Annotated in this window: 21 protein-coding genes; 13 read left to right on the top strand and 8 right to left on the bottom strand. The window is 46.5% G+C overall.

The annotated features are described in order from the left end of the window. Positions 1 to 171 precede the first annotated feature (171 nt). The 12 genes from AK963_RS35340 to lacZ all read left to right on the top strand — a co-directional run bounded on the left by AK963_RS35340 (position 172) and on the right by lacZ (position 13,552). Positions 172 to 1,128 (top strand): GNAT family acetyltransferase, encoded by a 957-nt coding sequence (locus tag AK963_RS35340; protein WP_083232621.1) that lies wholly within the window; start codon positions 172 to 174, stop codon positions 1,126 to 1,128. A 339-nt stretch (positions 1,129 to 1,467) separates the two neighbouring features. Beyond that, positions 1,468 to 2,259, top strand: a complete 792-nt coding sequence (locus AK963_RS12890; RefSeq protein WP_066015862.1) for a dual specificity protein phosphatase family protein — start codon at positions 1,468 to 1,470, stop codon at positions 2,257 to 2,259. A gap of 162 nt (positions 2,260 to 2,421) precedes the next feature. Next, entirely contained in the window at positions 2,422 to 3,192 is a 771-nt protein-coding gene (locus tag AK963_RS12885) for a protein-tyrosine phosphatase family protein (RefSeq protein WP_066015861.1), read from the top strand. A gap of 55 nt (positions 3,193 to 3,247) precedes the next feature. Continuing rightward, complete coding sequence (locus AK963_RS12880) at positions 3,248 to 3,622, top strand: DUF2306 domain-containing protein (protein ID WP_066015860.1); 375 nt, start codon at positions 3,248 to 3,250, stop codon at positions 3,620 to 3,622. Between the two features lie 230 nt (positions 3,623 to 3,852). After that, positions 3,853 to 4,563, top strand: a complete 711-nt coding sequence (locus tag AK963_RS12875; RefSeq protein WP_066015859.1) for an HAD family hydrolase — start codon at positions 3,853 to 3,855, stop codon at positions 4,561 to 4,563. A 104-nt stretch (positions 4,564 to 4,667) separates the two neighbouring features. After that, positions 4,668 to 4,817 carry a hypothetical protein gene (locus tag AK963_RS33245; RefSeq protein ID WP_175404509.1) on the top strand — a complete coding sequence of 50 codons (150 nt, stop codon included), beginning with the start codon at positions 4,668 to 4,670 and terminating at the stop codon, positions 4,815 to 4,817. A 260-nt stretch (positions 4,818 to 5,077) separates the two neighbouring features. Further along, complete coding sequence (ylqF, locus tag AK963_RS12870; protein WP_066015858.1) at positions 5,078 to 5,974, top strand: ribosome biogenesis GTPase YlqF; 897 nt, start codon at positions 5,078 to 5,080, stop codon at positions 5,972 to 5,974. Positions 5,975 to 6,233: 259 nt separating this feature from the next. Next, complete coding sequence (locus AK963_RS12865) at positions 6,234 to 6,878, top strand: thioredoxin domain-containing protein (protein ID WP_066015857.1); 645 nt, start codon at positions 6,234 to 6,236, stop codon at positions 6,876 to 6,878. Positions 6,879 to 6,946: 68 nt separating this feature from the next. Continuing rightward, entirely contained in the window at positions 6,947 to 7,525 is a 579-nt protein-coding gene (gene dsbB, locus AK963_RS12860; RefSeq protein ID WP_083232620.1) for a disulfide bond formation protein DsbB, read from the top strand. A gap of 134 nt (positions 7,526 to 7,659) precedes the next feature. Continuing rightward, on the top strand, positions 7,660 to 8,634 hold the full coding sequence (gene ebgR / locus AK963_RS12855) for a transcriptional regulator EbgR (RefSeq protein WP_066015856.1): 975 nt from the start codon (positions 7,660 to 7,662) through the stop codon (positions 8,632 to 8,634). 251 nt (positions 8,635 to 8,885) lie between these two features. Further along, positions 8,886 to 10,313: an amino acid permease gene (locus AK963_RS12850; RefSeq protein ID WP_066015855.1), complete on the top strand. Its 1,428-nt coding sequence runs from the start codon at positions 8,886 to 8,888 to the stop codon at positions 10,311 to 10,313. 83 nt (positions 10,314 to 10,396) lie between these two features. Further along, complete coding sequence (gene lacZ / locus AK963_RS12845) at positions 10,397 to 13,552, top strand: beta-galactosidase, LacZ type (protein ID WP_066015864.1); 3,156 nt, start codon at positions 10,397 to 10,399, stop codon at positions 13,550 to 13,552. A 52-nt stretch (positions 13,553 to 13,604) separates the two neighbouring features. On the opposite strand, the gene AK963_RS12840 is transcribed toward lacZ, so the two are convergent. Next, complete coding sequence (locus AK963_RS12840) at positions 13,605 to 14,408, bottom strand: sterol desaturase family protein (protein WP_066015854.1); 804 nt, start codon at positions 14,406 to 14,408, stop codon at positions 13,605 to 13,607. Positions 14,409 to 14,502: 94 nt separating this feature from the next. On the opposite strand from AK963_RS12840, the gene AK963_RS12835 reads away from it, so the two are divergent. Next, the gene (locus AK963_RS12835) at positions 14,503 to 15,165 is read left to right on the top strand and encodes a Crp/Fnr family transcriptional regulator (protein ID WP_066015853.1); all 663 of its coding nucleotides are present in this window, start codon (positions 14,503 to 14,505) and stop codon (positions 15,163 to 15,165) included. A gap of 16 nt (positions 15,166 to 15,181) precedes the next feature. Here AK963_RS12835 and pyk read toward each other — a convergent pair whose 3' ends face one another. The 7 genes from pyk to AK963_RS12800 all read right to left on the bottom strand — a co-directional run bounded on the left by pyk (position 15,182) and on the right by AK963_RS12800 (position 24,336). Then, positions 15,182 to 16,234: a pyruvate kinase gene (pyk, locus tag AK963_RS12830; RefSeq protein ID WP_238593718.1), complete on the bottom strand. Its 1,053-nt coding sequence runs from the start codon at positions 16,232 to 16,234 to the stop codon at positions 15,182 to 15,184. A gap of 283 nt (positions 16,235 to 16,517) precedes the next feature. Next, positions 16,518 to 17,057 (bottom strand): hypothetical protein, encoded by a 540-nt coding sequence (locus AK963_RS12825; protein ID WP_139117388.1) that lies wholly within the window; start codon positions 17,055 to 17,057, stop codon positions 16,518 to 16,520. A gap of 52 nt (positions 17,058 to 17,109) precedes the next feature. Next, the gene (locus AK963_RS12820) at positions 17,110 to 18,495 is read right to left on the bottom strand and encodes a hypothetical protein (protein WP_066015851.1); all 1,386 of its coding nucleotides are present in this window, start codon (positions 18,493 to 18,495) and stop codon (positions 17,110 to 17,112) included. 230 nt (positions 18,496 to 18,725) lie between these two features. After that, positions 18,726 to 19,064 carry a tRNA-binding protein gene (locus AK963_RS12815; RefSeq protein ID WP_066015850.1) on the bottom strand — a complete coding sequence of 113 codons (339 nt, stop codon included), beginning with the start codon at positions 19,062 to 19,064 and terminating at the stop codon, positions 18,726 to 18,728. A gap of 152 nt (positions 19,065 to 19,216) precedes the next feature. After that, positions 19,217 to 21,004, bottom strand: coding sequence for a sodium:solute symporter family protein (locus AK963_RS12810; RefSeq protein ID WP_066015849.1), 1,788 nt, complete (start codon positions 21,002 to 21,004; stop codon positions 19,217 to 19,219). 1 nt (position 21,005) lies between these two features. Beyond that, entirely contained in the window at positions 21,006 to 21,302 is a 297-nt protein-coding gene (locus AK963_RS12805; protein ID WP_066015848.1) for a DUF4212 domain-containing protein, read from the bottom strand. A gap of 163 nt (positions 21,303 to 21,465) precedes the next feature. Beyond that, entirely contained in the window at positions 21,466 to 24,336 is a 2,871-nt protein-coding gene (locus tag AK963_RS12800) for a hypothetical protein (RefSeq protein WP_066015847.1), read from the bottom strand. Positions 24,337 to 24,598: the final 262 nt, after the last annotated feature.

Below are 24,598 nucleotides of genomic sequence, written 5' to 3'. Positions count from 1 at the left end.
TTGAGAACCTTATTTCCGAAGATTAAAAAAACGGAAAGCGTATAGTTGTGTGATTTTGAAGATTTAAGTTGGACTTACCATCATGCTAGTAATTTGAGATAGCTTCTTACAAAGTCGCACATCGCGTTTTCTCATATAATTTTATAAAACAAACGCAATAGAGAATATGTCATGGATGCAGTTATCAGACATGCCGAGGTCTCGGACCTGAAAGCAGTCGGTGAATTTTTCCGCGATCCCGAGGTAACCCGCCAGACCAGCCAGATCCCTTACCGTTCTCAGGATTATTGGGACAGTCTGTTCAGTATGGACGACAAGAACCATATACAACTGGTCGCCGAATCATCAGGGCAAATCCTTGGCCACCTTGGGTTACGAATACAGGACAACCCTCGCCGTAAACATTGCGCAAGCTTTGGTATTACCATTCATCCAAATGCCCAGGGAAAAGGCATCGGTAAACAGCTGATGGCGGCCATGGTGGAGCTTGCAGACAGCTGGTTGAATCTGGTGCGGATCGAGTTAGACGTTTATACAGACAACTCCCGGGCTATTGCCCTCTATCAGGGCTTTGGTTTTGAGATAGAAGGTGAAAGCAAGTGTGACTCCTTTCGCGATGGACAATGGGCCAACAGTTATCGAATGTCCCGAATCAGAACAGCGCTTGTTGATTCCCTATCAAATGCCAGCTCTACACAGAAGACAAAGCCAGAAATGAAGATACGGACCTTCAAGCTTGAAGATACAGAAACCGTTATCAGCCTCTGGCAGCAATGCGGTCTGACCACTGCACAAAATAACCCTGAGAAAGATATTGAACGAAAAATAGCTAACGATGACGGGCTGTTTCTGGTTGGTGAAATAGATAATAAAGTCATTGGATCCGTAATGGGCGGCTATGAAGGACATAGAGGCTGGGTGAACTATCTGGCCATTAACCCCCAATGGCAAAAATACGGGTTTGGGAAAGCCCTGATGGAGCACCTGGAAAACAAGCTCTCAAGGTTAGGCTGCCCAAAGATCAACTTGCAGGTTCGCAGCACCAATCAACAGGTCCTGAGGTTTTACCGATCACTGGGTTACAAGACGGACCACGTCATCAGCCTGGGAAAACGTCTTAATAACTGAGCCATTTCAAATAAGGCTATCTGAGAATAGAGCCTATAAGTACCTAACCATATGAAATCATATTTTCTGATTCAGTGGTCAGCCACTCTGCGGCGTTACAGCTACGATCACATAGCTACGGCTATGCTGACTCCGCTGAGCCTTGCATAGTAACTAACCACTAAGCCAGAAATATTCGATTTCATATGATCAGGTACTTAGCAAAAATGGCCTATTCTCGAAAATCATTCATAAGATTATCTTTAAAAGTCATCGTCTATTCAAAGAATAAGCCTAATGACGCAGCCAACATCTGCAGATATCAAGGAACAACCAGATAAAGTATAGAAAGGTTTGCCTATGCACACCCCAATGCTGTTCACACTGTTTCTTGCCTTCTCCATTATTATCAATGCACAGTCACATCAGGTGTTTTCCACAGAAGAAGAAATACTTCTCAGCACAGAAGGGCTGGCTACCTCCTACCAGAATGAAACGGGTGGTAGTTTCAAACCAGAGCGGGTGCATCTGGTTGCATACAATGAGCAAACAGGAAACTACCTCTTTCGGGGCAATATGCCTCTTAATAGTGAAACCTTTGCCTATGATGAGCTGCTTGGCATTATGAATGTGCGCAGTCAGGAGGAACTGGGTGCATTATTACCAGAAAGCGTAAAAATCATTGATGTATCCCTGGTCAATTCCATTGAAAAGAGTGAGAAAAGACATCTGGAAAAAGAGCGCAGCTTCTTTGCCCAGAACCCGGAACTGGGAGAAGTGATTAATCGTCCTATTTACGGCATCCCCATCAGTGTCAAGCATACGCACCGCAAGTGGCGCAAACACTTTTCCAAAAAGTGGGGTAAGGACAAACTGGAAAGTCTGATCAATAACCTCAGTACCTGGCTGAATAAAAATCAGGACATACCCGTCATCATTTATGTGCACTGTGAAGCGGGCTTTGACCGTACCGGCGAAGTGATCGCTGCCTATCAATTGCGTTTTCAAGGCAAAAGCTATCATGAAGCCTATCAGAATGCCGTTGAGGTCGCCGGACGAAACATCAGCTCCTTCAGTAAACATGGCTTGCAGTGGTACGCCTACTACCTGAGGGAGGTAACAAGGCTTCCAACCATCGGTGATATCCAGTAAATGGTTTCAATGAGTTTAACCGCTTTACAAACCAGACTGTGCGCCCTGCTGAACACGTCAAACTCATTGAAACCATGTACCAGAGGTTACTTCAAAAGCCCTTTGAAACTCTCAACAAAGAAAACAGTCTGATATCAGATTCCACTCAAAATGTAGTTCATCATGAATATTTTCAGACGGCTCATCCCAGTACTGCTTCTGCTCTCTTTTTCAGCGGTGAGTTACACGGCCCCACAGCTCTCGATACCCGTGGACTCATCGTCGACAGTTTCCAAAGCTGATAAAGAAGTGGTGTTCACACCCCGGAAGCTAAGGCTGGTTGACTACAATCCGGTCTCCGGAAACTACCTGTTCCGGGGCGACATGCCAATTATCAAGGGCCAGTTTGCCTATAAAGAACTCATTGACGCCATGAACCAGAGAAGTATTGAAAAACTCGAAACAACACTGCCCGAAGACATCTATATTCTTGATATTTCGTTGATCAGCAAGCTCAATGAAAGCCATTTACTGAAACACGAACAGGTCTTTACCCATACCAACCCGGACTTGGCACACCTGATCCACTATCCGGTTTATGGCGCAGTTTCCAATCCTGACCATTACCCAAAGTCATTGCTCCACATCATGCTCAACCTGCCCTTTATCGGCGATGTACACAGCCTCGTTGACAGGCTCAGGAGCTTACTCAACCATGAGCGGAGCAGGCCTTTAGCCATTTTTGTTCACTGTAAGGCTGGCAGTGACCGGACTGGAATGGTCATTGGCACTTACCAAATGCAGTTCCTGGGCAAAAGCTATCTTGAGGTGATTGAAGAAGCAGAGGAAATTGCAGGGAGACCGGTTAAGCCCCTGCAAAAAAGAGGACTGAAATGGATCGCCTATTATTTGAGGGACAGTAAAGGGATTCAAAGTGTTGGTGTTATCTATTAAAACACTTCCACAAAGGCCCTGTTAAAACAATATCATGCGATGGTTTTGATGAGTGATGACAACACCAATAGCAATTCACCTGTTAGCTGCAATCTATAGTCTGCTCACAGGCACACTTCAGTTGATGATGAAAAAAGGCACACCTCTGCATCGGTATCTTGGCCGCACTTGGATGGTTGCCATGCTGATCACGGCTATTTCCTCTTTCTGGATCAGCAGCCACTTTCCCATCTGGAGCAGTTTTGGTCCCATTCATCTACTTTCTGCATGGATTATCATTTGTGTAGTCATTTCTGTATCTGCAGCTCGTAGTCATAACATCAAACGACATAAGGCTTATTCAATTGGTGCCTATGTTGGTCTGGTCGGTACCGGTATTGGGGCTTTTGCGCCTGGGCGTTATTTGTATCTACTGTTCTTTGGTGGTTAACTGCAGGCAAGGTTAGTCTGTAGAAAGGTACCTTGAACTTCGCACTCCTGTGATTTAATTACTCAAGACAGCACAGCTCCTGTCTTTAAATTATTTAAAGCCCCTGCGAAATACTGTTATAGAGTAGTGACTGCATATTACCAGTAGCATAAAGTCCACGTTGTATTCTGGCTTACTCCGGAGTACAACGCTTAAGATCTTTTTAAATATGCGGAAGAATGAATCAGATCATGAAGTTAGATGCAGTACTGTGGGATTACGATGGAACACTGGTCAACTCAGTACCAAAGAATATTAGTATTACAAAAACGATCCTATCCATTGTTGCTCCACACCTGACTGGAGATAACCTACCAGAGCACTTGCAGAGTGAAAGCGCATATCATGAAGCGAATCATGCTGCAGAGAACTGGCAGGATTTATACGTTAATTATTATGGGATGACACAGGAAGAGATGCTCCAGGCTGGCAGTATGTGGGCAGAACATCAGGAAAAGAACCAGACACCCGTCAGGCTTTTTGAGGGCATCACCAGCATTATCCAGCAATTTTCACATCTCTCCCACGGGATCTGCTCCCAAAACTCTCAACGAAATATACGCAATGTACTTCAGCTCAATGGTATAGAGAGCCCCTTCAAAGCCGTGATTGGCTATGATGATGTATTAAGTGACCACCAAAAGCCGGCACCATATGGTGGCATACAGTGCCTTGAAACCATGTTTGGTCACACCAACAGCCAACTGATTATGTACATTGGTGACCATGAAGCGGATACCCAGTTTGCGCGTAATCTACAGTCAGCACTGGGGAGTTGTGCCAGAGTTATTTCAGTCGCTGCCGCATATAGCCATTCTGAGCCGGATAACTGGGAGCATAAGCCTGATTACGTTGCCCTCCATGTTGAAGACCTGCTATCGATCATTGGAAAATACACATAGCTAGGGGGTGTTACCAACTGGACATACAACCAGCCACCCATTATTTACGCCAGACAATACCCTTAGGGCATAAAGGCGCGAGCTGCGTAGTGTGGTTGTTCCACATGAGCAGTGAGCAACGCTGTATGGTGCAAATAATGGGTGGCCCTTCGGGTTGGTCATACAATCACTCATGCCGTGTTGAACGCCTTGAACAGGGAACCACCATGTCCTGCGCCGTTCGCCTTTATGCCCTTTGGGTATTGCCTGAGTGATTGTATGACCAACTGGTTGAATGGCCAGTTGGTAACACCCCCTAACAGATACAGGCCGTTTTCTGTCCAGGGACACTTCCAGATTCTGCCTGCACTTTGGAGACATCACTCAAAAGCAAGTTCTGATTTACTGCCAAACAGCACGATCGCGGCAGACCACCACCACTTTATATAACTGATTGTTTTAAAATTGGTGGTTTTTGGCGCACCCGATACATAGTAAAATAGCTCGTTTTCACTAAGGCAAGATAGATCCAACGATGGCAATAAACTGGTATCCCGGCCATATGCACAAGGCCAAAAAAGAGATCCGCGAAGTGATACCAAAGATGGATCTGATTATTGAGGTGCTGGATGCCCGACTGCCCTTCAGCAGCGAGAACCCGATGGTTGCCTCCCTGCGAAGAGACACGCCCTGCATCAAGATTCTTAACAAGAGCGACCTAGCGGACCCGGTTGTGACCCAGCAGTGGGTAGACCATATCAACCGTACTTCCGGCATGAAAGCCATTGCCGTCAACCTGAAGCAGCCGGACAAGATTCGCAGTATTCTGGATATGGCACCTGCCATGGTTCCTGAGCGAAACCTGGATGTCAGCCAGCTGAAGGCCATCATTCTTGGCATTCCCAATGTGGGCAAGTCCACCACCATCAATATTCTGGCCAGCCGGACGGTGGCTAAAACCGGTAATGAACCAGCGGTCACCAAGCAGCAGCAGCGGATAAAGCTGCCCAATAATATTGTGCTGCTGGACACCCCCGGCTTCCTCTGGCCAAAGCTTGACCCTGAAGATTGTGGCTATCGCCTGGCCATCAGTGGTGCGATCAAAAACACAGTGATCGAGTTTGAAGACGTTGCCATGTATCTGGCCGAGTTCATGATGCAGCATTACCCCGATGCACTTCAGCAGCGTTACCAGCTTAAGGAAATCCCACAAACCGGTATTGAACTGTTTGATATGATCGGTCAGCGCAGAGGCTGTATGCGCCGGGGAGGTATTGCCGATACCCATAAGGTGTCTGAAATTCTGATCAATGAATTTCGAGATGGCCAGCTGGGTCGCATTACCCTGGAAACGCCTGAAATGATTGAAGCCCAATTGAAGACCATGGAAGCGGCAAAAGCGGCCAGCGAAGCAGAAAAGGCTAAAAAATAACCAATACCTTTACCAGACACTGAGATTATACCAATCGTGCTTTCTAACGCCCGTGGTGAGCATGAAGATTCGAGCCTTAAGCCAAGGCGGCGTGAGGAGTCATAGCCTAAGCTATGGCGACAATCGCCAACGCAGGATTAAGGCTTAAATCTTCAGCGCAATAGGACGTTAGAAAGTTCGATTGGTATGACTGTCTGGTAGACAATGTTAACCTCTCTATAATCACTCTGTTGAACAGGACTACAGGAAAATAATACCGATGAAAAAGTTGTTATTGGTACTTATGTTTGCATTTCCGATGATGGCTTTTGCCAAAGCAACGGACAGCACTCAAAATGCGAGCCGGTTTCAGGAAGGAACCCATTATGAAGTCGTTAAAGGGCTAACCCCTTATACAAAACCAACCGTGACCGAACTGTTTTCCATCTACTGTGGTGGCTGCTATCAGTGGGAAAAAGGGCCTCTGGTTACCCTGAAAGGATGGCTGGGCCAGCAGAACATTGAGTTCAAGCAGGCACACATGAACTTTATGGGTACGTATGCCAAACAGGCCACTATGGCCCTGGCCATGACTCAGGGCACACCACGCCATAACTCCGTCAAGCAGGCACTGTTCAATCGCATTCATGTGGAGCGCAAGGGTGACTGGCGGAATGATACGGACTTCTTCCAGACCATGGAGAAGGCCGGGCTGAAACAGTCTGACTTCGAGGCTAACCAGAATAACCTGATGGTCATGAAAACCGTGCTGGACTGGAATCAGTATGGAGAATACGTTCATGCCGTTCCCAGTTTTATGGTAAATAACCGTTACCTGATCAATATGGGCAGTCTGAAGTCCCACGACGATCTGAACGCACTGATTACCTACCTGACCAAACTTCCAGTGGAAGACACAAAATAAAACAGAGCTGATGGTTTTCCGGTTTTCCAACCGGAAAACCAGAGGTAACTTCGTGAGGGACCCGACCATTGGCTGCTGAACAGAATTCCAAGAGCCTCTTTCAAAACTTGAAAGACAGTCCTCTGCAAACCATTCATGGCTGGCAGAATTTACGAGCCACCTGGCTCATTATGTTTGCCACAGCGCTCTTTCTGGAACTTTGCGCCCTGGGTTTTCAGTATATTCTGCATATGGATCCCTGTGAGCGCTGTGTCTATCAACGGCTTGCTGTACTGGTATTGATGTTTGCTCCGTTGGTTATCACCGTTTCACCAACCAACCCGCTGCTGAGAATCACAGGCTACAGTCTCTGGATCGCTGGAGCAGCGTATGGATTGAAGGAAGCCATTGCGCAAACTGCAGACTACGCCGAATTTAACCCGTTTACGTCCAGCTGCAGCTTCCGCCCGATCTTCCCTTTCGACCTGCCGCTTTATGAATGGTGGCCCTCCATGTTCATGCCCACAGGAATCTGCGGTGCCGATGACTGGACTTTCCTGTCCCTGAATATGGCCGAGTGGATGGTGGTGATTTTCTCAATCTACCTGCTGGCAGCGGCAACCTGCATTATCAGCTCTATATACTCCACTCTCCTTAAGAAGCCGTGAGCAGCTAACATCGGTTTAAATAATCGATGTCTTTCCATCAGCCAGGTAAAATTTTACTATTTTTACCTGGTTTCAGAATTCTGTGATACATTCCTCCCCAGAATATTCAGCACATTATTTATGCCGGAGTAAACATGGCCACGTTAAAGGAGATTGCCCAACAGGCCGGGGTCTCTTTATCCACAGTATCCAGGGTGTTGAATGACGACCCATCCATCAGCGTAAAAGCAGAAACCCGCCACGCCATCTTTGAAATCGCCGAAAAGCTGCAGTACCGGACCACCCGCAGCCGCAAAGAAACACAAGCGACCAGCTATCAGTTTCTTGCCCGGTTTGGCTACCCCGAAGCGGTGGAAATCAATGATCCTTATTATCTCTCCATCCGTTACGGAATTGAGCTGCAGTGCAAGAAGCTGAACATTCAGTTAACCCGCCAATATGATGCATTTGAGCAACCGGTAGCTGACGGGATTGATGGTGTCATTCTGGTGGGGGCACGTCCAGAAAACGACGATGCGCTGAAAGCCACCAGCAAAAAGCACATCTTGCCAATCGTCTGTGTCGATTATCAACACAATGAGTTTGACTGCGTTTACACCGACCTTGCCCGGATCTGTCAACATGCCATTGATTACTTTATGCAACAGGGCCATCAGCGCATCGGCTTTATTGGTGGGCAGGATGCCGGTAAAACCATAGATGTCAGAGAATCTGCATTTCTGGAGTATGGCCGGTCCCGTAAAGTGGTTAACGCCGGAGATATTTATCGCGGTGACTTTTCCAGCGCTTCAGGCTACCGCCTGGCCAAAGAGATGCTGGAAGAAGATCATCCAAAAGCGTTTCTGGTCGCCTCAGACTCCATTGCCATTGGTGTATTAAGAGCACTTCATGAAAGCAATGTCCGCATTCCTGAAGATATCTCAATGATCAGCATCAATGACATCCCTACGGCTCGCTTTACCTTCCCCCCCCTCTCTACCTTCCGGCTGGAATCAGAGTTGATGGGCATTCAGGCGGTAAACCTGCTTTCAGACCAGATTCGCGATGAGCGTCGTATACCTTTGTGCATGACCATACCAGCAACACTCAAACATCGCGGAACAACATAAATCCCCACCCCTTTCCTTTCGGAGGCTCGCACATGAGCCTCACACTTCCTCCCACGTGATCATTTGTTAACCTCTGCACACCTCCAGCAGCCGAGCAACTTTTTTAATCACCCCTCCAACAAAACTTGATCTCGATCAAACAAAAACAAACATAACAACGCTAGGATCACGCCAAGTAAAAATTTGCGTAAAAATAAACGCAAAAACATAAGCAAACACACTGTTCGATAAAAATACCAGGCGGAGCGACCATGAGTGAAAACAACCGCGGGACCATAGGCAAATTTGCCCTGCTGGCCCTGACGTTTACCGCAGTATTCAACGTTCGTAATATTGTGAACAACAATATTGAGCTGGGCCTCAGTTCTGCCCCCATCTTCCTTTTTGCCACGATTTTCTATTTCATCCCGTTTGTCTTCATCGTTGCCGAGTTTGTTTCCGCCAATAAAAACTCCGAGTCCGGCATGTACGACTGGCTGAAGACCCCTCTGGGTGACCGCGCGGCTTACCTGGGCTCATTCACCTACTTCTTTGTAAACCTGTTCTGGTTTACTTCGCTCCTGCCCAACGTTATTGCCTATGCGTCTTATGCACTGCTGGGTTACGAGCAAACTTTCTCACCCATGGCTACAGCAATTCTCTCCACCGCACTGTTTGCCCTGGCTACTTTTGTGTCTACCCGTGGAGCCAGCTGGCTGGGCAAGATCACTTCGGTAGTTGCTTCTGTTGTTCTGGCCCTGACGCTCGGTTATATCTTCCTGGCCGGCGGAGCGCTGGTTGGTGGACTTGAGCCAGCAGACCCCATCACCATGGAGGCTCTGACCCCAACCATCAACTGGGCAACTCTGGGCATTATGTGCTGGATTTTTCAGGCTGCCGGTGGTGCAGAAAGTGTTGCGGTTTACCTGAACGATGTGAAAGGTGGTTCTAAAACTTTTGTTAAGGTCATTGTTGCTGCAGGCCTGTTCATTGGCGTGATGTACGCAGCCGGTTCCCTGCTGATCAACGTGTTCGTACCACGCGCTGAACTCTCATTCACTGGTGGTATGGTGGAAGTATTTACCGGACTGGCCAATCACTACGGTTTCTCAACCGTTATTACCGGCCGCATTGTTGGTGTGGTTCTGTTTATCGCCATGTTTGGCAGCCTGCTGATGTGGTCTGCCACTCCGGTAAAAATTCACTTCTCTGAAATCCCCAAAGGTATTTACGGTGAGAAAACGACCGAACTGAACCAGCACGGTGTGCCTGAACGTGCAGCCTGGGCCCAGTTCTTTATCGTGATTCCGCTGATGTTCATCCCTGCACTGGGCAGTGAAACCGCCCAGGAACTGATGAATACCACCATCAATATGACGGCAGCTACTGCGATGCTGCCACCGATATTTATCATGGCGTCTTACATCATGCTCCGCCTGAAGCATGACCATATCGAACGTGACTTCCGCATGGGCTCTGCCAAAGTGGGTGTGGTGATTACCGTCATGCTGCTGACCATTTTCACTATTGGCTTCCTGGCCGCCACCTTCCCAACCGGCAGCAACATCATGCAGGTACTGCTTTACAACGTCTCTGGTGTAGTGATCTTCCTGGGTGCCGCCAACCTCTGGTACAGCCGTTACCTGAAGCGCCAGCAGCCTGAAAGTCAGGCTCGAACTACTGCCGCCGCTTTCTCCTGATAACAGACAACCTTTTCAACCATTTGTATAAAGCCATCAGCCAGCAGAGCTGGCGGATGGCTTCACTGACCCGGAATTTTTGTATGAGCGCAGTCGTTTTTTCCAGCAAAGGTGACGAACAAAAGGTCATCGATCTGTACGAAGAGATCAATCATGTGCCGGCGGTTATGGAAGATCACCGTATCAATGGCATCAATAAAGAAGCACCAAGACCTCACGCCTTTCCGTTCAGTCATGAATCCCTGGCGATCAATAATCAACCCGAAAAAGCCGGCAACTATCTCTCACTGAATGGCCTGTGGCAGTTCAACTGCGCCACCAACCCAGAGTCCCGTCCAAGAGGTTTCCATCAGGAAAGCTTTGATGCTTCCGGCTGGGATAGTATTCAAGTTCCCGGTAACTGGGAAGCCCAGGGCTTTGATAAGGCCATCTACCTGGATGAACGCTTTCCCTTTACCACCGAATGGCCGGAAGTGCCCAGAGACTACAACCCTGTAGGTTCTTATCGTCGTACATTTACTCTGGATCAGAGCTGGTCTGGCCGCGAAATCTTCCTGCAACTGGCGGGAGCCCGAACAGCCACCTTTATCTGGATTAATGGTCAGCGAGTCGGTTACAGCCAGAATGCCAAGAACCCGGCCGAGTTCAACATCAGTGCCTATGTCCGTGAGGGTGAAAACACCATTGCCCTGGAGATCTTCCGCTGGTCCAACGCCAGCTACCTGGAAAAGCAGGACATGCTCGATATGTCCGGGCTTGAGCGGGAAGTCTTTATCTATTCCACAGGCAAGAGCCGTATCTTCGACTTCCACTGCAAGCCTGAGTTGAATGCGACCTTTACCCAGGGGGCATTCAACCTTAGCGTTGATATCAAACACTACGAAAGCGATGCTGCACAGCTCACTCTCAAGGCACAGCTGCTGGATGATGCCAGAGGCTTTGATCCGATCATTGCATGCACCGAGTCATTCACCCGGGAAGGCACTGAACAGAACCTGAACTTTGCCGGAGAAGTGGCCAACCCACGCCTGTGGAGTGCCGAGTCACCAAACCTTTATACCCTGTTGATGACCCTGACCAATAAGCAGGGTGAGATTATCGAAACCACCAGCCACAAGATCGGTTTCCGTCATATAGAGATCATCGATGGTCAGCTGACCGTTAATGGCAAAGCCATCAAAATCAAAGGGGTGAACCGCCACGAGCTGCACCCGACACTGGGTCACGTCCCAACCGAAGAGCATATGCTCACTGATATCCGGTTGATGAAAGAGCACAACATCAACGCGGTGCGTACCAGTCACTTCCCATGCCATTCCCGCTGGTATCAGCTTTGTGATGAACATGGTCTCTATGTTGTCGATGAAGCCAATATCGAATCCCATCCACTGGCTCTGAAACCGGAAACCCAGATTGGTAATACCGAGTCCTGGATTCCGGCGCATCTGGACCGCATGCAGGCCATGGTAGAGCGGGACAAGAACCACGCCTGTGTGATCATCTGGTCCATGGGGAATGAGGCAGGCAAAGGCTGTGTCTTTGAAACCCTGTACAACTGGGTGAAAGAGAAAGACAGCAGCCGTCCTGTGCAATATGAGCCAGCCGGTGAAGCACCTTATACCGACATTGTCTGCCCGATGTACCCAACGCTCGAGCGCCTGGAAGAGTTTGCTCAGCAGAACGACGGCCGCCCAATGATCATGATTGAATATGCCCATGCCATGGGTAATTCAGTCGGTATCCTCAACGACTACTGGAAGATCATTGATCACAGCCACTGCCTGCAGGGCGGTTTTATCTGGGAGTGGATGGACCATGCCCTGGAGCTGACCAATGAAAAAGGTCAAAAGTACTGGGGTTACGGCAAGGATTACCATCCGGATATGCCAACCGATGGTAACTTCATGAATGATGGTCTGGTGGCACCTGACAGGACACCACATCCTCATATGGCCGAAGTGAAGAAAGTGTATCAGCCTGTACGCTTCCATGCGGTTGACGCAACAGCGGGTCAGTTCGAGGTAGAAAACCGCTACGACTTTATTGGCCTTGATCACCTGGAAATCCGTTACCAGATTACCGCTGATGGTCATGAAGTAGCAAAAGGCAGCCTGGGCACTGTGTCCGTTGCTCCTGATCAGCGCGAAACACTGACGGTATCTCTGGAAAACCTGGCACTGAATGATAATAGAGAGTATCTGGTTACCCTGAGCGCAGTCAGCAGGAATGAAGAGGCCCTTGTTGGTTCTGGCTATGAATATGCCTGGGATCAGTTCAACATCACTGAGCGACCTGTTTATCAGCAGCCCGCTATCGACGACCACCAGACGCTGGAGCTTCATCAGACTGACGCAACCATTGAAATCATTGGTGCTGACTTTACGGTACATTTTGATCGTAACAAGGGCCAGATGACCGAGTTCTCAGTAGCTGGTCGTAATATGATCTGCACCGGCCTTGAACCCAACTTCTGGCGAGGACTGACCGATAACGACCTGGGCGCCAGAGCCTTTGAATGGGCCGATATCTGGAGAAATGCCGCAAAAGAACGTCAACTGTCTTTCATTGAGGTCACCGCACCTTCTACTCACGAAGTGAAAGTATCTACCCACTTCAACCTGCCTACCGTTGCCTGTGAGTACACCCTGAATTACACCATTTTTGCCGATGGTGAGATCAAGGTTGAAACCGAATTCACACCAGGCAATCGAGAACTGCCAATGATGATGCGGGTTGGCACACAGCTGACGCTGCCAGCAGAATTCCAGTATATGCAGTGGTTCGGCCGTGGCCCTGTTGAAACTTACGCGGATCGCAAGGGTGCCAAAGCCGGTATTTACGGCGGCACAACCTGGGAGCAGTTCCATGCTTACCCAAGACCTCAGGAAAGCGGTAATAAAACCGATGTTCGCTGGGTACGCTTGATGGATCGTGATGGATTTGGTTTGGAAGCCATGGCCGAGGACCAGCTGCTGAACACCAGTGCCTGGCCATTCGCGGCGGAAGAGCTGGACTTTGTTGCGGATGTTGGCGGCATGGGTGCCTCAGGCTTAACGCCTATGACCCGTAAACACGGTATTGATGTTCAGCCCGGCAACCTGACCACCTGGAATATTGACCTGGCCCAGATGGGTACCGGCGGTCAGAACTCCTGGGGATCACTGCCGCCGAAAGATTATCAGCTTCCGGCCCAGCCCTATCGTTATGCATTCCGGCTGAAGCCCGTTCATAGCGCCTGATCCAAAAAAAGGGAGCCTGCTGGCTCCCTTTTTTTGGCTTATTCGGATTCTGTTACCGCTTTCTCGGAGTTTTATACAAAGGCCAGATCAATTGCTCTTTCCAGTCTGACTTCAACATACCACTGACGCCATACTCTTCTGGATACTGTCGGGTAATTTTTGCTGTGCCAAACAACACATCCCAGAAGAACAAGAGGTTTCCGTAATTGCCTTTGTAATGAGTAATACCATCCTCATTATTCAGCCCATGATGCGCCGAGTGAGTAGAAGGCGTTGAAATAATGCGCTCAATAACCCAGGCTACTGGATGCAGAGCTTTATGCCGATACAAAACAGCATCCCACTTCCATTCTGAATGGGCCCCGATAATCACGGTCAGTTTCACAATAAGATAACCGGCATAGACCCAGCCAAACCCCAGGTAGATAAGAACACCGGAAAGCCAAATGGAGGGCATCATAAAATAGAAGAACAGATTGTTTCGATAGACAATGCGGACGCTCATATAACGGGCATTGTGGTGAGCACGATGCAGCTTATACAGTGGAATAAAGGTATGACTGGCACGATGCCACCAGTATTGCATCATGTCATCAAACACCAGAAACAAGGCGATCTGCCAGATCACCGGAACGTTTACCAGGCTGTCTTTCAGCTGTGGCCATCCCAAAAACATCAGCTGGTCAACCAGAAACAGGATAAGGGGCTGGGTTGCAGCCAATAAAATAACGGTGCTGATTAGCTCTACCCGCCAGTCATCACTGACTTCACTGGATTTTGAAAAGAAACTCCCCTTTATCCCCTCAATAATGGCGAAGCCCAGAAAGATCAACATGATCACAGCCTGATAACTCATACATCCAAACCTTATTGTTATTATTCTTGTCATGCAGGTTAACAACTGCTGAAATTACCAAATATATAGTTTTATGTAATTCAGAGAGTATTTTATGGAGACAGGAAATCTCCACTTCCTTCCAGAAACATTACTGGAGCAGCTGAAGGGTTATGGCAGTTGCCTGACTTACCAGGATGGAGAGGTTATTCATGCCCGCGGGGATAATACGCCTGGGTTATCTGTCGTCTACCGAGGGCAGGTCAAAATCGGGAATTATGGCCTTGATGGCCAGTACTGTTTAACCGGCATTCTTGAACAGGGAGAAACTTTTGGGGAGTTTACGGTATTTGCCGGGCTACCACGAACCCATCATGCCGAAGCTAATGGAATGGTCGAAGTTATTCAGTTAACCGCCCCACAGTATCAGAAGTGCAGCACCCAATTCCCTGAACTGACCAGTTTCATGCTTTCTTCGCTGGCGATCCGACTGCATACCAGTCTGGAAATACTGGATGATATGCGTCGTCTGTCTTTGCCTGTCAGAACCGCCAAACTGTTATTGTCAGAAGCAGAAAAGCAGCAGAGTAACAGCGTTCGGATCCGCCAGTCTGACCTGGCAGATATACTGGGAGTGACACTGCTTTCAGCCCATAAGGCTGTTGGCATACTGGTGAAATCTGGTTATATCACTCAGTCCTACGGTTCTCTTAATATTAGAGATAGATCAGAAATGCTCGAATGGATTAGCTCTCATTCAAATATCCGACCAATCTAAACGCCTTTTCTTAACTTCAACGGGCGTTTAAATGCAATGAACCGGCAAGATCTTCAGCTGAGCCTTCGGCTGACCTGATAATATCTCTGGCAATCTGCACAACAAGTGCCGGATACTTTCCCACAGCTGTCTCTTCTGAAAACATAATCATATCTGCACCGTCATAAACCGCATTGGCGATGTCAGAGACTTCTGCTCTTGTCGGGGTTGGGTTAGTCATCATAGAGGACATCATCTGGGTGGCAACAATCACTTTCTTACCATAACTTCTGGCCATCTGTATTATCTTTTTCTGCAGAAAAGGAACCTGAACAATACCCATTTCAATACCCAGATCACCTCTGGCAACCATCACCAGATCAGCTGCCTCGATAATTGACTCCAGATTATCAAGCGCCTCCCGGGTTTCAATCTTGGCAACTACTTTTGCCGAACTCTGTAATTGGTTTATCTGCTTTTTGACCACCAGAATATCCTGTGCACTTTTCACAAAGGAGACTGCTACATAATCAACCCCCATTGATAAAGCCATGGTCAGATCCGCTTTATCTTTTTCTGTGAATGCAGGAGCCGAAATCCCCCCTCCAACTTTATTAATGCCCTTCCTGCTACCAATAACAGCATCATTGAGCACTTCACAGACAATTTCACCATCATCTGCCTGTAAAACTTTGAGGTTTACCAGGTTGTCTCCTATAACCAGCACATCACCATGAACCACATCATTGACCAAGAATGGATAATCCACCGAGACTCTTGATTGATCGCCGGTAATACTGGTATCCGTTGATAGCGTGAAAATATCACCTCTATGTACATGAACTTCTTTATTGGAGAAATTCCCCAGCCGGATTTTAGGCCCCTGCAGATCAGCCATTACAGCCACTGGCTTATTGTGAGTTAAAGACCAGCTATTTACTCTGGAAAAATTGCTCGCATGTTCAACATGGGTATCATGGGAAAAGTTCAGCCTGACAATATCCGTATTGAACAGCAGGTCATCCGTTTCACGAAAACTACCAGGGCCGATTGAAGAGATTATGTCGGTATGTAATATCTCGTTTGTCACTGAATGACAATAAGCAACGTTAACGGCAAAAAGCAGAAATAAGGCAAACAGGCTCTTTGAAAATCTAACCTTATTAAACATAATGCGTAAGCCAATTAAATCAATGTACAGTCCGGAAACCAGAAAACAAAATTTGACTGCTGCAAAGCACGGACAAAAATATTACGACAACAGCAGTTAACCAGTAACACCTCACTCTCCATCAAAAATAACCAGCTACTGAAGTAAATGAGGCAGGATAAGAAACCCCGCCCACAGCACTTTGACAGGATAAAATCGTTTCTTAATCCTCAATACTTAATTCGCCAAGGGTTCTCAGGGTTTCCAATGCACCTCGAGCAGCCTCCCGGGCATTTTCATCCACCGGCTGGTACCTGCGCTGAAAGAGGCAATTCAGTGCACGATCATAAACAGGCCTCATCTCATCATGAACAATCTTATGGTTCTGATAGGTCAGATAACGGGCTTCCAAAGTAATCCCTGACGCTGGGCCACCGAGTTTACACATGGCTTTGCCAGGCTCAAGCTGCTGAATGCCTTGAGAAAACGTATCATAGCTGAATAAACGCCTGAGTTTATTCAACCGCCAGTAAGTTGAGTCATTCAAGTTATCCATTTCGATCCCATCAACCGTCAGCTTGAACTGACCGTACTCATTTGACATGACATTAGGATCAATCTCGGTTCCATAGAAATTAATCTCTTTCACCACCTCATCACCAAGGTAATGTTTCATGCTTAACAACAACTTATGGTGATCATCCATTGCATCGGCAAGTGCCGACACTAAAAACAGGCATAGACAGAGTTTTCTTAAAATCACGCGTACTGCTCCAAAAGCCGTAAAACCACCTTCTTAGACCTGTGCAAAACACTTAAGTTCTTGAACCTGGGTGATGAATAACCAGTACTTCAGAGGATATTTGAAAGATATAGTCAGCTTTCACTCTTAATCTAAGTTTATTAAATGGATCTCTTACATGGATAAAGGGTTCACTTGTATCACCTTCAGAACCAGCAAGCTCTGAGAAACCATCAAGCATGACCACATGCCCCCCTATTTGGGCATCAACAGATACAACTGCATCTCCACCTTCAGCTTTCATATCAAGCGCTTTTCGTACCATAGTTTCTTTTTCATGGACATCAGAAGACATCCCTTTTGATAAAGTAAGTACCGTGCAGCGAAAACCATTATTTTCCAGATCGTGTTTCAGCGTGGCCAGTCTGGAAAGATTAGTATTTCTTATTTTGTCAATATCGACTAAATCCAACCTCCCAAAATCCATTAGAATCATTGCTTCACATGAAGATACGCAACTCCTTCTTGCTGGCTGGCCGATCAAATATTTTCCATCCTCATACTTACTGCATTCCAAAGGAGTCGATTTATCTTCTCCCAAACTAAATGAATGGATAACCTGGCAAGGTTCTACTGAGAACATATCTCGAGGAAAAGTTGTAATAATACTTTCCCTTGCTTTACAGGGTGTATCAACTGAACCAAAATATGGGAAATGATAAGTTTCTCCTGAGTCCAAAAGCACAATTCTACTGATATAAGGATTACGATCAACAACAGCATTAATTTCAGATAGCTGCAGAGCTATAGAATGCTGTCTGTCATGCTGGGTGAACTGTAATTCAAATTTAACACCACCTATATCAACTCCTTTATTTCCATATTTTTTTTCAAGGCTGAATAGTTTAATAATGCTTGCTTCTGTTTTCCTATATTTACTGCTATCCTGAGTAAATCGTTTAACCGGTTGATCAGAAAAACTGTTAGCAGAGCTGTCAAAATCCAACCTTCTCTTAGCTCCCCTGGGCACTACATCCGTATCTTTCTTACATGAACCAACACCATTAAACACTGCTCCTTCCTTTGACAATGTTCTTTGAAGGTTATTCTCCCTCAGGCTATGGCTTGCTCTGCATAATTCATCAGCATATCTCGCTGGAGTTAATCTGGGCACAAAACAAACTTTATCAGGCGCATTCACACTTCCAGACAATGGCTGGACAGAACTTTCCGAGAAGGCCGTTTTTTTTGGTGAAACCGTTTGTGCCTGACGATCAGCTAATGGCTTGAGCTTACCAGAAACATTCTCATCACAGGGGATATCTTTTTTGGGACTCCCATTTTTTTTACAGGGACTTCTTTTCTTTGGACTTTCTTTTTTTCCTTCACTAGCCTCTCCTAGAGAGTTTGAATAACACTCATTTCTTCCAAATAAACTCCCTGTATATAAAGAGTCCATCAAAACCGCCTGAAAGCAAAACAATCCAAGACAGCACTCCCTAAGCATTTAAAATCAGGATCAACAATTTTCACTACAAGTAAACAATAACAACCAGCATAAAGAATACGACATGATCTTTTCTTTAAAGTTCAACCGCTAGCATTTATTTATTCAACCAATTAAAGGTATGCAGTCGTATTGTATTTACAAATACGATATAAAGGCTTATTTGAATTCACCCAGCCTCATCAACAAACCGGTGTTCCAGGAGCCATGGTAACTTCTGGTTTCAGCAGCTTGCAGACACTGCCGTCACTGGTTTCTGCACACAACAGCATGATTTCAGAAAGCTCACCACGCATTTTGGCGGGCTTCAGGTTGGTCAGTACCACCACTTCTTTATCCTGAAGCTCCTGCTCAGTATAGAAAGGCACCAGACTGGTCACGGTCTGATAGAGTCGGTCTCGACCAATGTCCACTTGCACTTTAAAGAGCTTTTCTGCATTGGGCAGACGCTCTACTTCAACAATACGTCCTACACAGATATCCAGTTTCTGAAAATCCTGAAAATTGATCTCTTCACTCATAATTGCTCTACTTCCGTATACATTTCACTGTAAAAATGACTGATAAATTTTACTCTCGTATTTACTGCAATAGAGCCTGCCGAGATCAACAAACCTACAAAAAAGCCGCTTTCATACTGAAAGCGGCTGTGGTCTCTCATAATCTATTTATTTCATACCCGAACAGTTTCGCCTTCCTCCACAGGCGCTGATGCCTGGCCATCACGGCGCGGGATACGAATATCATCAACCATATCCTGTACTGCTTGGGGTGGAGCCTCTGTGACGTGGCAAACCACCATGGATACCGCAAAGTTAATCAACATACCCAGAGTACCAATACCTTCTGGTGAAACGCCAAACCACCACTGATCCGATGTCCCCCCCAGGAATTTGAAGTAGATGATATAGGAAGCAGTGAACAGTAACCCGGTCACCATACCCGCGATAGCTCCTTCACGGTTCATCCGCTTATAGAAAATACCCAGAAGAATTGCCGGAAAGAATGAGGAAGCCGCCAGTCCAAAGGCAAAGGCTACCACCGACGCCACAAACCCGGGTGGGTAGATGCCTGCCAGGCCTGCTACACCAATGGCCGCTGCAGCAGCAATACGTGCCGCCAGCAATTCCTGCTTATCCGTAATGCCTGGCATCAGATTCCGCTTCAGCAGGTCATGAGATATGGAGGTTGAAATGACCAGCAGCAAGCCAGCGGCGGTAGAAAGGGCCGCAGCCAGACCACCGGCAGCCACCAGAGCAATTACCCAGCCGGGGAGGTTGGCGATTTCAGGGTTGGCCAGAACCATGATGTCGCGATCAACATACAATTCATTGGCGTTGTCAGTCTGGTTATTGCTGACCAGTCGCTCACCACTGTCACCACGGGCTTCAATAAACGATGGCTTGCCGTCAATCGGCGCCCCCGGGTGATACTGAATTTTGCCATCGTCATTTTTATCAACCCAGGCCATCAAGCCAGAATTTTCCCAGTTGGCAAACCATTCAGGCAGCTGTTCGTATTCAGCTTCAGAAACTGTCTGCAGCAGATTGATACGGGCAAAGCTGGCTACTGCAGGCGCTGTGGTGTAGAGCACAGCAATAAACAGCAGCGCATAACCGGCAGATTTACGGGCATCACGTACGGTTGGGGTGGTGAAGAAGCGCACGATAACGTGTGGCAGACCCGCAGTACCTACCATCAGAGCCATGGTGATAAAGAACACATCAATGGTGGACTTGGAGCCATCGGTATACTGAGCGAAGCCCAGCTCCTGAGACAATCCATTGAGCTTCTCGAGCACCGAGAGCCCGGTACCCTCGACATTACTGCCAAAGCCCAACTGCGGGATTGGGTTACCGGTAATCATCATGGAGATAAAGATCGCTGGCACCAGGTACGCAAAAATCATCACACAATACTGTGCGACCTGAGTGTAGGTAATGCCTTTCATGCCACCTAATACGGCATAAACAAAGACAATCCCCATCCCGATCATGACACCGACATTGATATCCACTTCCAGATAACGGGAGAAGACAATACCGACACCGCGCATCTGCCCGGCCACATAGGTAAAGGAGATAAAGATAACGCAGATAACGGCCACAACCCGCGCCGTCTGGCAGTAGTAACGTTCAGCGACAAAATCTGGCACCGTGAACTGGCCAAACTTACGCAGGTATGGCGCAAGGCACATGGCCAGCAGCACATAACCACCGGTCCAACCCATCAGGTACATGGCGCCGTCGCGTCCCATGAATGAGATAATACCCGCCATGGATATAAAGGAAGCTGCCGACATCCAGTCCGCTGCCGTTGCCATACCATTGGCAACCGGATGAACACCGCCACCAGCCACATAATAGTCTTTGGTTGAGCCTGCCCTGGACCAGATGGCTATACCGATATAGAGCGCAAACGATAAGCCGACAAATAGGAAGATCAGTGTTTGAGTTGCCATCTCATTCCTCCTCCTGAACGTTGTATTTTCTGTCCAGACGATTCATCAATCCGATATAGACGAAAATCAGAATCAGAAAGGTATAGATGGCTCCCTGCTGTGCAAACCAGAAGCCCAGTGGAAAACCAAAAAAGCTGAACTGATCCAGCTGGTCCACAAACAGTATGCCGCAACCAAATGAGACGGCGAACCAGATCACCAGTAAGGAAAGTAATATCCGTATATTCTCCCGCCAGTAGGCGGCAGCTGCACTTTGATTTTTAAAAGATGGATTATCCTGAGAAGAGCCAGCAGGCATGAAAGACGCTCCTGAAATTATTATTGTTTTTCTTATCTTCAGCCACCAGGGACTGTGTGCGTCTCTCACAGTAGCAAATATACGCAGAGGAGCATCTTAGACTTTAGGCTAATCTTTTGTTTAAGATTCCGCAGGATGAAATTCAACAGCCCAGATTACCTACCTATATTTGCTGATTGTTCACTGATAAAAAACACACGGTAGAGATCCCTGGCACGATTACCGGTACAAGTAAGCTCGGAGTTATGCCCATGCCCCATAGGAATGGTTGAGGGAAGAGTGTCTGTTGCCTCTCTGCTATTGCTGTACAAGGCTGTACTGTATATTGTTCTGACGTCACTCCATCGATGTCCTCCCGAATTGGGCTATGCATAGCAGCATACGTTTTCACCAATTCCTCCGGTGTAGACAGGGAGTCATCTACCTGTAGATCATGACGCTCGTGCAACAGTCCACCCCAAGGGATGTTTTTAGCCTGGTCTGGAAAGTTTGAAGGATTCGTACTGCTTTCCCTGAAGTATTCATTTCGACGAAAAGCTTTCTGCCCTCTGTGAAGACTTTCCGATACAAGCTTACGCTTTTGAGCTGTTTCACCACCCGCTTCATTAGGAACCAGTACATCGGTCAATGATGACAAGTTAGGCAGATGATCACCTCTCAACAAGTTTCTGCATTCAATCTCGGGTCCGGGGTTAAATGAGATAACATCCTCACAGGGCTCTGTTTTAACCATCGCTTGGCCCGTATTTATTGATGCAGGTAACTCTGCAGCTTGTTGGTGCTTCAGACGGTTTATATTCAGTTCCTCCTTTGAATCTGAGCTTTTATGTACCTGTTCAGCATTCGATTTAGATCTGTGAGATGATGGGGCCTTTTTCATTTTCGAGCAAACCAGGTCTTGATGTTGATTTTTTAATAACTTGCCATCAGGTACACAATCTTTTTTTCTCCGTTTCTTTTTTGGAGAAGGGGTTACCTTTTTCCGTTTTACTGCATCGACCAGCCTTTCTTCCATATGATCCTTTTCATTAGAATCAGGCACCCTGGAGTCGACAGAAGAACCTTCCTTGACCTCTTTACCATGCAGCTCACTCAACACACCGGTATGAAACCCGTGATGGGGGTAATTATTTCTTTCTACAGCGTCTACTGCTTTTTTTATTTCAGAAGCCAAATCTTCTGGGCGCATATTTTTCCAATGGTTACAAACATCTTCAACCCCATTTTTATTGTTTTTATTTATAAACCAGCACCATGAATAAAGAAAACCACGGGCACGTTCTTCTATTTTCCCCGGGGAGGATATTTTATCGATCCAACCTGCAAGCCTTGAAATAGATTTTGCCCATTTACTAAATTGACAACGATTCCAATCCTTAAGATTTAGATCTTCCTCGACGAATATCTCATAATACTTAAGTTGCTTCCAATCAAACTCTGAAATTTCAAAGCCGTGATATTTTTTCAACCAGGAGACTACCTCTTTATAACTCATCTCCAATGAAATTGACTGAAATGTCTCAATCATATTTGTCCAAAATGAAATATATTGGTAAGTCCAGAAGGCCGATGACACGTTACGACCGCCTTTTGACTGACATAACATCTCATAGTAACCTTTCAGCGTCAGGCCAGAATTATCAATAATCGTTCTTAATTGAGAATACCTCAGTTTTTCTCGCCCCCCTTGATAATGCTTAACCAGAAGGGGGTGCATAAAATCAATGGGTATAGAAAACTCATTAATTTTGCCACTTTGTCGCTTTGTCGCCGACTTATTTAAATCAGACTCACCATTTTCCTGACAAACAAGAGCCCAAGAGCTAAGATCCTTCCTGCTTGCAATCGACACTAGCCAACTATCCAGACTTTCATCACCGGCTTTATCGAAGTCAATAATTGCGTCTGCCGCAATGGTACCACAGCTTCTATAGTCCGATTGAAAGAGTCTTTCACCCTCTCCAGGAACAGGAGTCGTTAGACAAATTACCTTATCTCTAAAAGAATCACCAAGTTCCTGCTTAATACACTCCATTACAAATGCCCGGGTAGTTTTAGCCTCCACACCTGATGGGGACAAACCTTCATGAATATAAACAACAGCGCTTTCACCAACTTTAATTAACCTGACGGCAACCATATGACAGTCACAATCGTTCATAACAACAAAGCTGAACGGGCTATATTGATAATTTTCACCAATAAAGTATTCAGCGACCCCCTTCTTCAATGCAGAGTAATCCTTGTAATCACCAGAATAGTGATACAGAGGTGGTTTAAAGCCATCATCCCTGTTAGCCCCAACAATATCCTGCACACCATCTGGCGGTAAAAAAAACTCCCCTAAACTCTCACCATCCTCCCTTAATAGAGGATTCATCTCAACCATTTCATTTTCATTTCTTCGATAGTGTGCGACAAAGCGCCAACTCAATTCTGAATCAGGCATGGCAACCGCATCAAATATCGCGCCTTCCCAAGACTTCAGTATAACCGGGTCAATATCTTTATAAGAGATTACAACCCTGAGATAATCATCATTATTATAAATCCCTATGCGATCACCCACACTAAGCATTTCTGGCGTAGTAAGATCAATCGAATTATCTCCTTGAATACCTGGTGGACCTTTCGCAATACAGTCCTTGGGAAAAACCACAGGATCAGAATCAGGAGAAAAATGCTCAACACAAGCATTTAACTCAGGCTTATAAACTCCTTTACAAATCACGTGCCCCATAAATACTTTTAATCTTTCTCTTTCATTTATTTTTTTCCCACCCCCCTCACCAGCACTTAAAGAATCTTCAAATTCGAAAAAACCAGTACGTACGCTTTGCTTAACACTAACAAGCTCTGCCTGTCTGTCTGTAATATGCTGCTGACGTATTCCAGGATTCATTCTATTAACATTTCGTGGAATATTATCAACAGCATGACATGCAGCAACTTTCTCAAACAAGCCACAAAATCTCTTCACCTCTTCTCTTCTTTCAGTATGAGAAGCAAAATGGTTGATAGTTGGAAAGGGCATGCCTGAGCATACTTTAGAAAAAATCAACTGAAACTCCGAAATTTAGATTCGTTTTATTCCTTACTAAGGTGAATTAGAGGATGGACTTATAATTTAGTTCCTTATTTCAAATTGAATAGGCAAACAGTTTTTTATTTCCTGATTACCACCTAACCTAAGCTATCTTCTCGTCTAAACTTACGACACTGGTTTTCCTTGAATTAGGAGACGTGTCATGGCCAAAAACAAAATCCAGTTTCAGAAAGGCATGAGCCTTGTGGAG

Origin of the sequence: Endozoicomonas atrinae (genome assembly GCF_001647025.1) — a bacterium.
Classification (GTDB): Bacteria; Pseudomonadota; Gammaproteobacteria; order Pseudomonadales; family Endozoicomonadaceae; genus Endozoicomonas; species Endozoicomonas atrinae.
Note: the sequence above shows the minus strand (reverse complement) of the source record. Positions and strands in the feature narration are given on the sequence as shown.

Coding starts and splice junctions, on each gene's coding strand:
- AK963_RS35340 (WP_083232621.1), top strand. CDS start 172: ATGGATGCAGTTATCAGACATGCCGAGGTCTCGGACCTGAAAGCAGTC.
- AK963_RS12890 (WP_066015862.1), top strand. CDS start 1,468: ATGCACACCCCAATGCTGTTCACACTGTTTCTTGCCTTCTCCATTATT.
- AK963_RS12885 (WP_066015861.1), top strand. CDS start 2,422: ATGAATATTTTCAGACGGCTCATCCCAGTACTGCTTCTGCTCTCTTTT.
- AK963_RS12880 (WP_066015860.1), top strand. CDS start 3,248: ATGACAACACCAATAGCAATTCACCTGTTAGCTGCAATCTATAGTCTG.
- AK963_RS12875 (WP_066015859.1), top strand. CDS start 3,853: ATGAAGTTAGATGCAGTACTGTGGGATTACGATGGAACACTGGTCAAC.
- AK963_RS33245 (WP_175404509.1), top strand. CDS start 4,668: ATGAGCAGTGAGCAACGCTGTATGGTGCAAATAATGGGTGGCCCTTCG.
- ylqF (WP_066015858.1), top strand. CDS start 5,078: ATGGCAATAAACTGGTATCCCGGCCATATGCACAAGGCCAAAAAAGAG.
- AK963_RS12865 (WP_066015857.1), top strand. CDS start 6,234: ATGAAAAAGTTGTTATTGGTACTTATGTTTGCATTTCCGATGATGGCT.
- ebgR (WP_066015856.1), top strand. CDS start 7,660: ATGGCCACGTTAAAGGAGATTGCCCAACAGGCCGGGGTCTCTTTATCC.
- AK963_RS12850 (WP_066015855.1), top strand. CDS start 8,886: ATGAGTGAAAACAACCGCGGGACCATAGGCAAATTTGCCCTGCTGGCC.
- lacZ (WP_066015864.1), top strand. CDS start 10,397: ATGAGCGCAGTCGTTTTTTCCAGCAAAGGTGACGAACAAAAGGTCATC.
- AK963_RS12840 (WP_066015854.1), bottom strand. CDS start 14,408: ATGAGTTATCAGGCTGTGATCATGTTGATCTTTCTGGGCTTCGCCATT.
- AK963_RS12835 (WP_066015853.1), top strand. CDS start 14,503: ATGGAGACAGGAAATCTCCACTTCCTTCCAGAAACATTACTGGAGCAG.
- AK963_RS12820 (WP_066015851.1), bottom strand. CDS start 18,495: ATGGACTCTTTATATACAGGGAGTTTATTTGGAAGAAATGAGTGTTAT.
- AK963_RS12815 (WP_066015850.1), bottom strand. CDS start 19,064: ATGAGTGAAGAGATCAATTTTCAGGATTTTCAGAAACTGGATATCTGT.
- AK963_RS12810 (WP_066015849.1), bottom strand. CDS start 21,004: ATGGCAACTCAAACACTGATCTTCCTATTTGTCGGCTTATCGTTTGCG.
- AK963_RS12805 (WP_066015848.1), bottom strand. CDS start 21,302: ATGCCTGCTGGCTCTTCTCAGGATAATCCATCTTTTAAAAATCAAAGT.
- AK963_RS12800 (WP_066015847.1), bottom strand. CDS start 24,336: ATGCCCTTTCCAACTATCAACCATTTTGCTTCTCATACTGAAAGAAGA.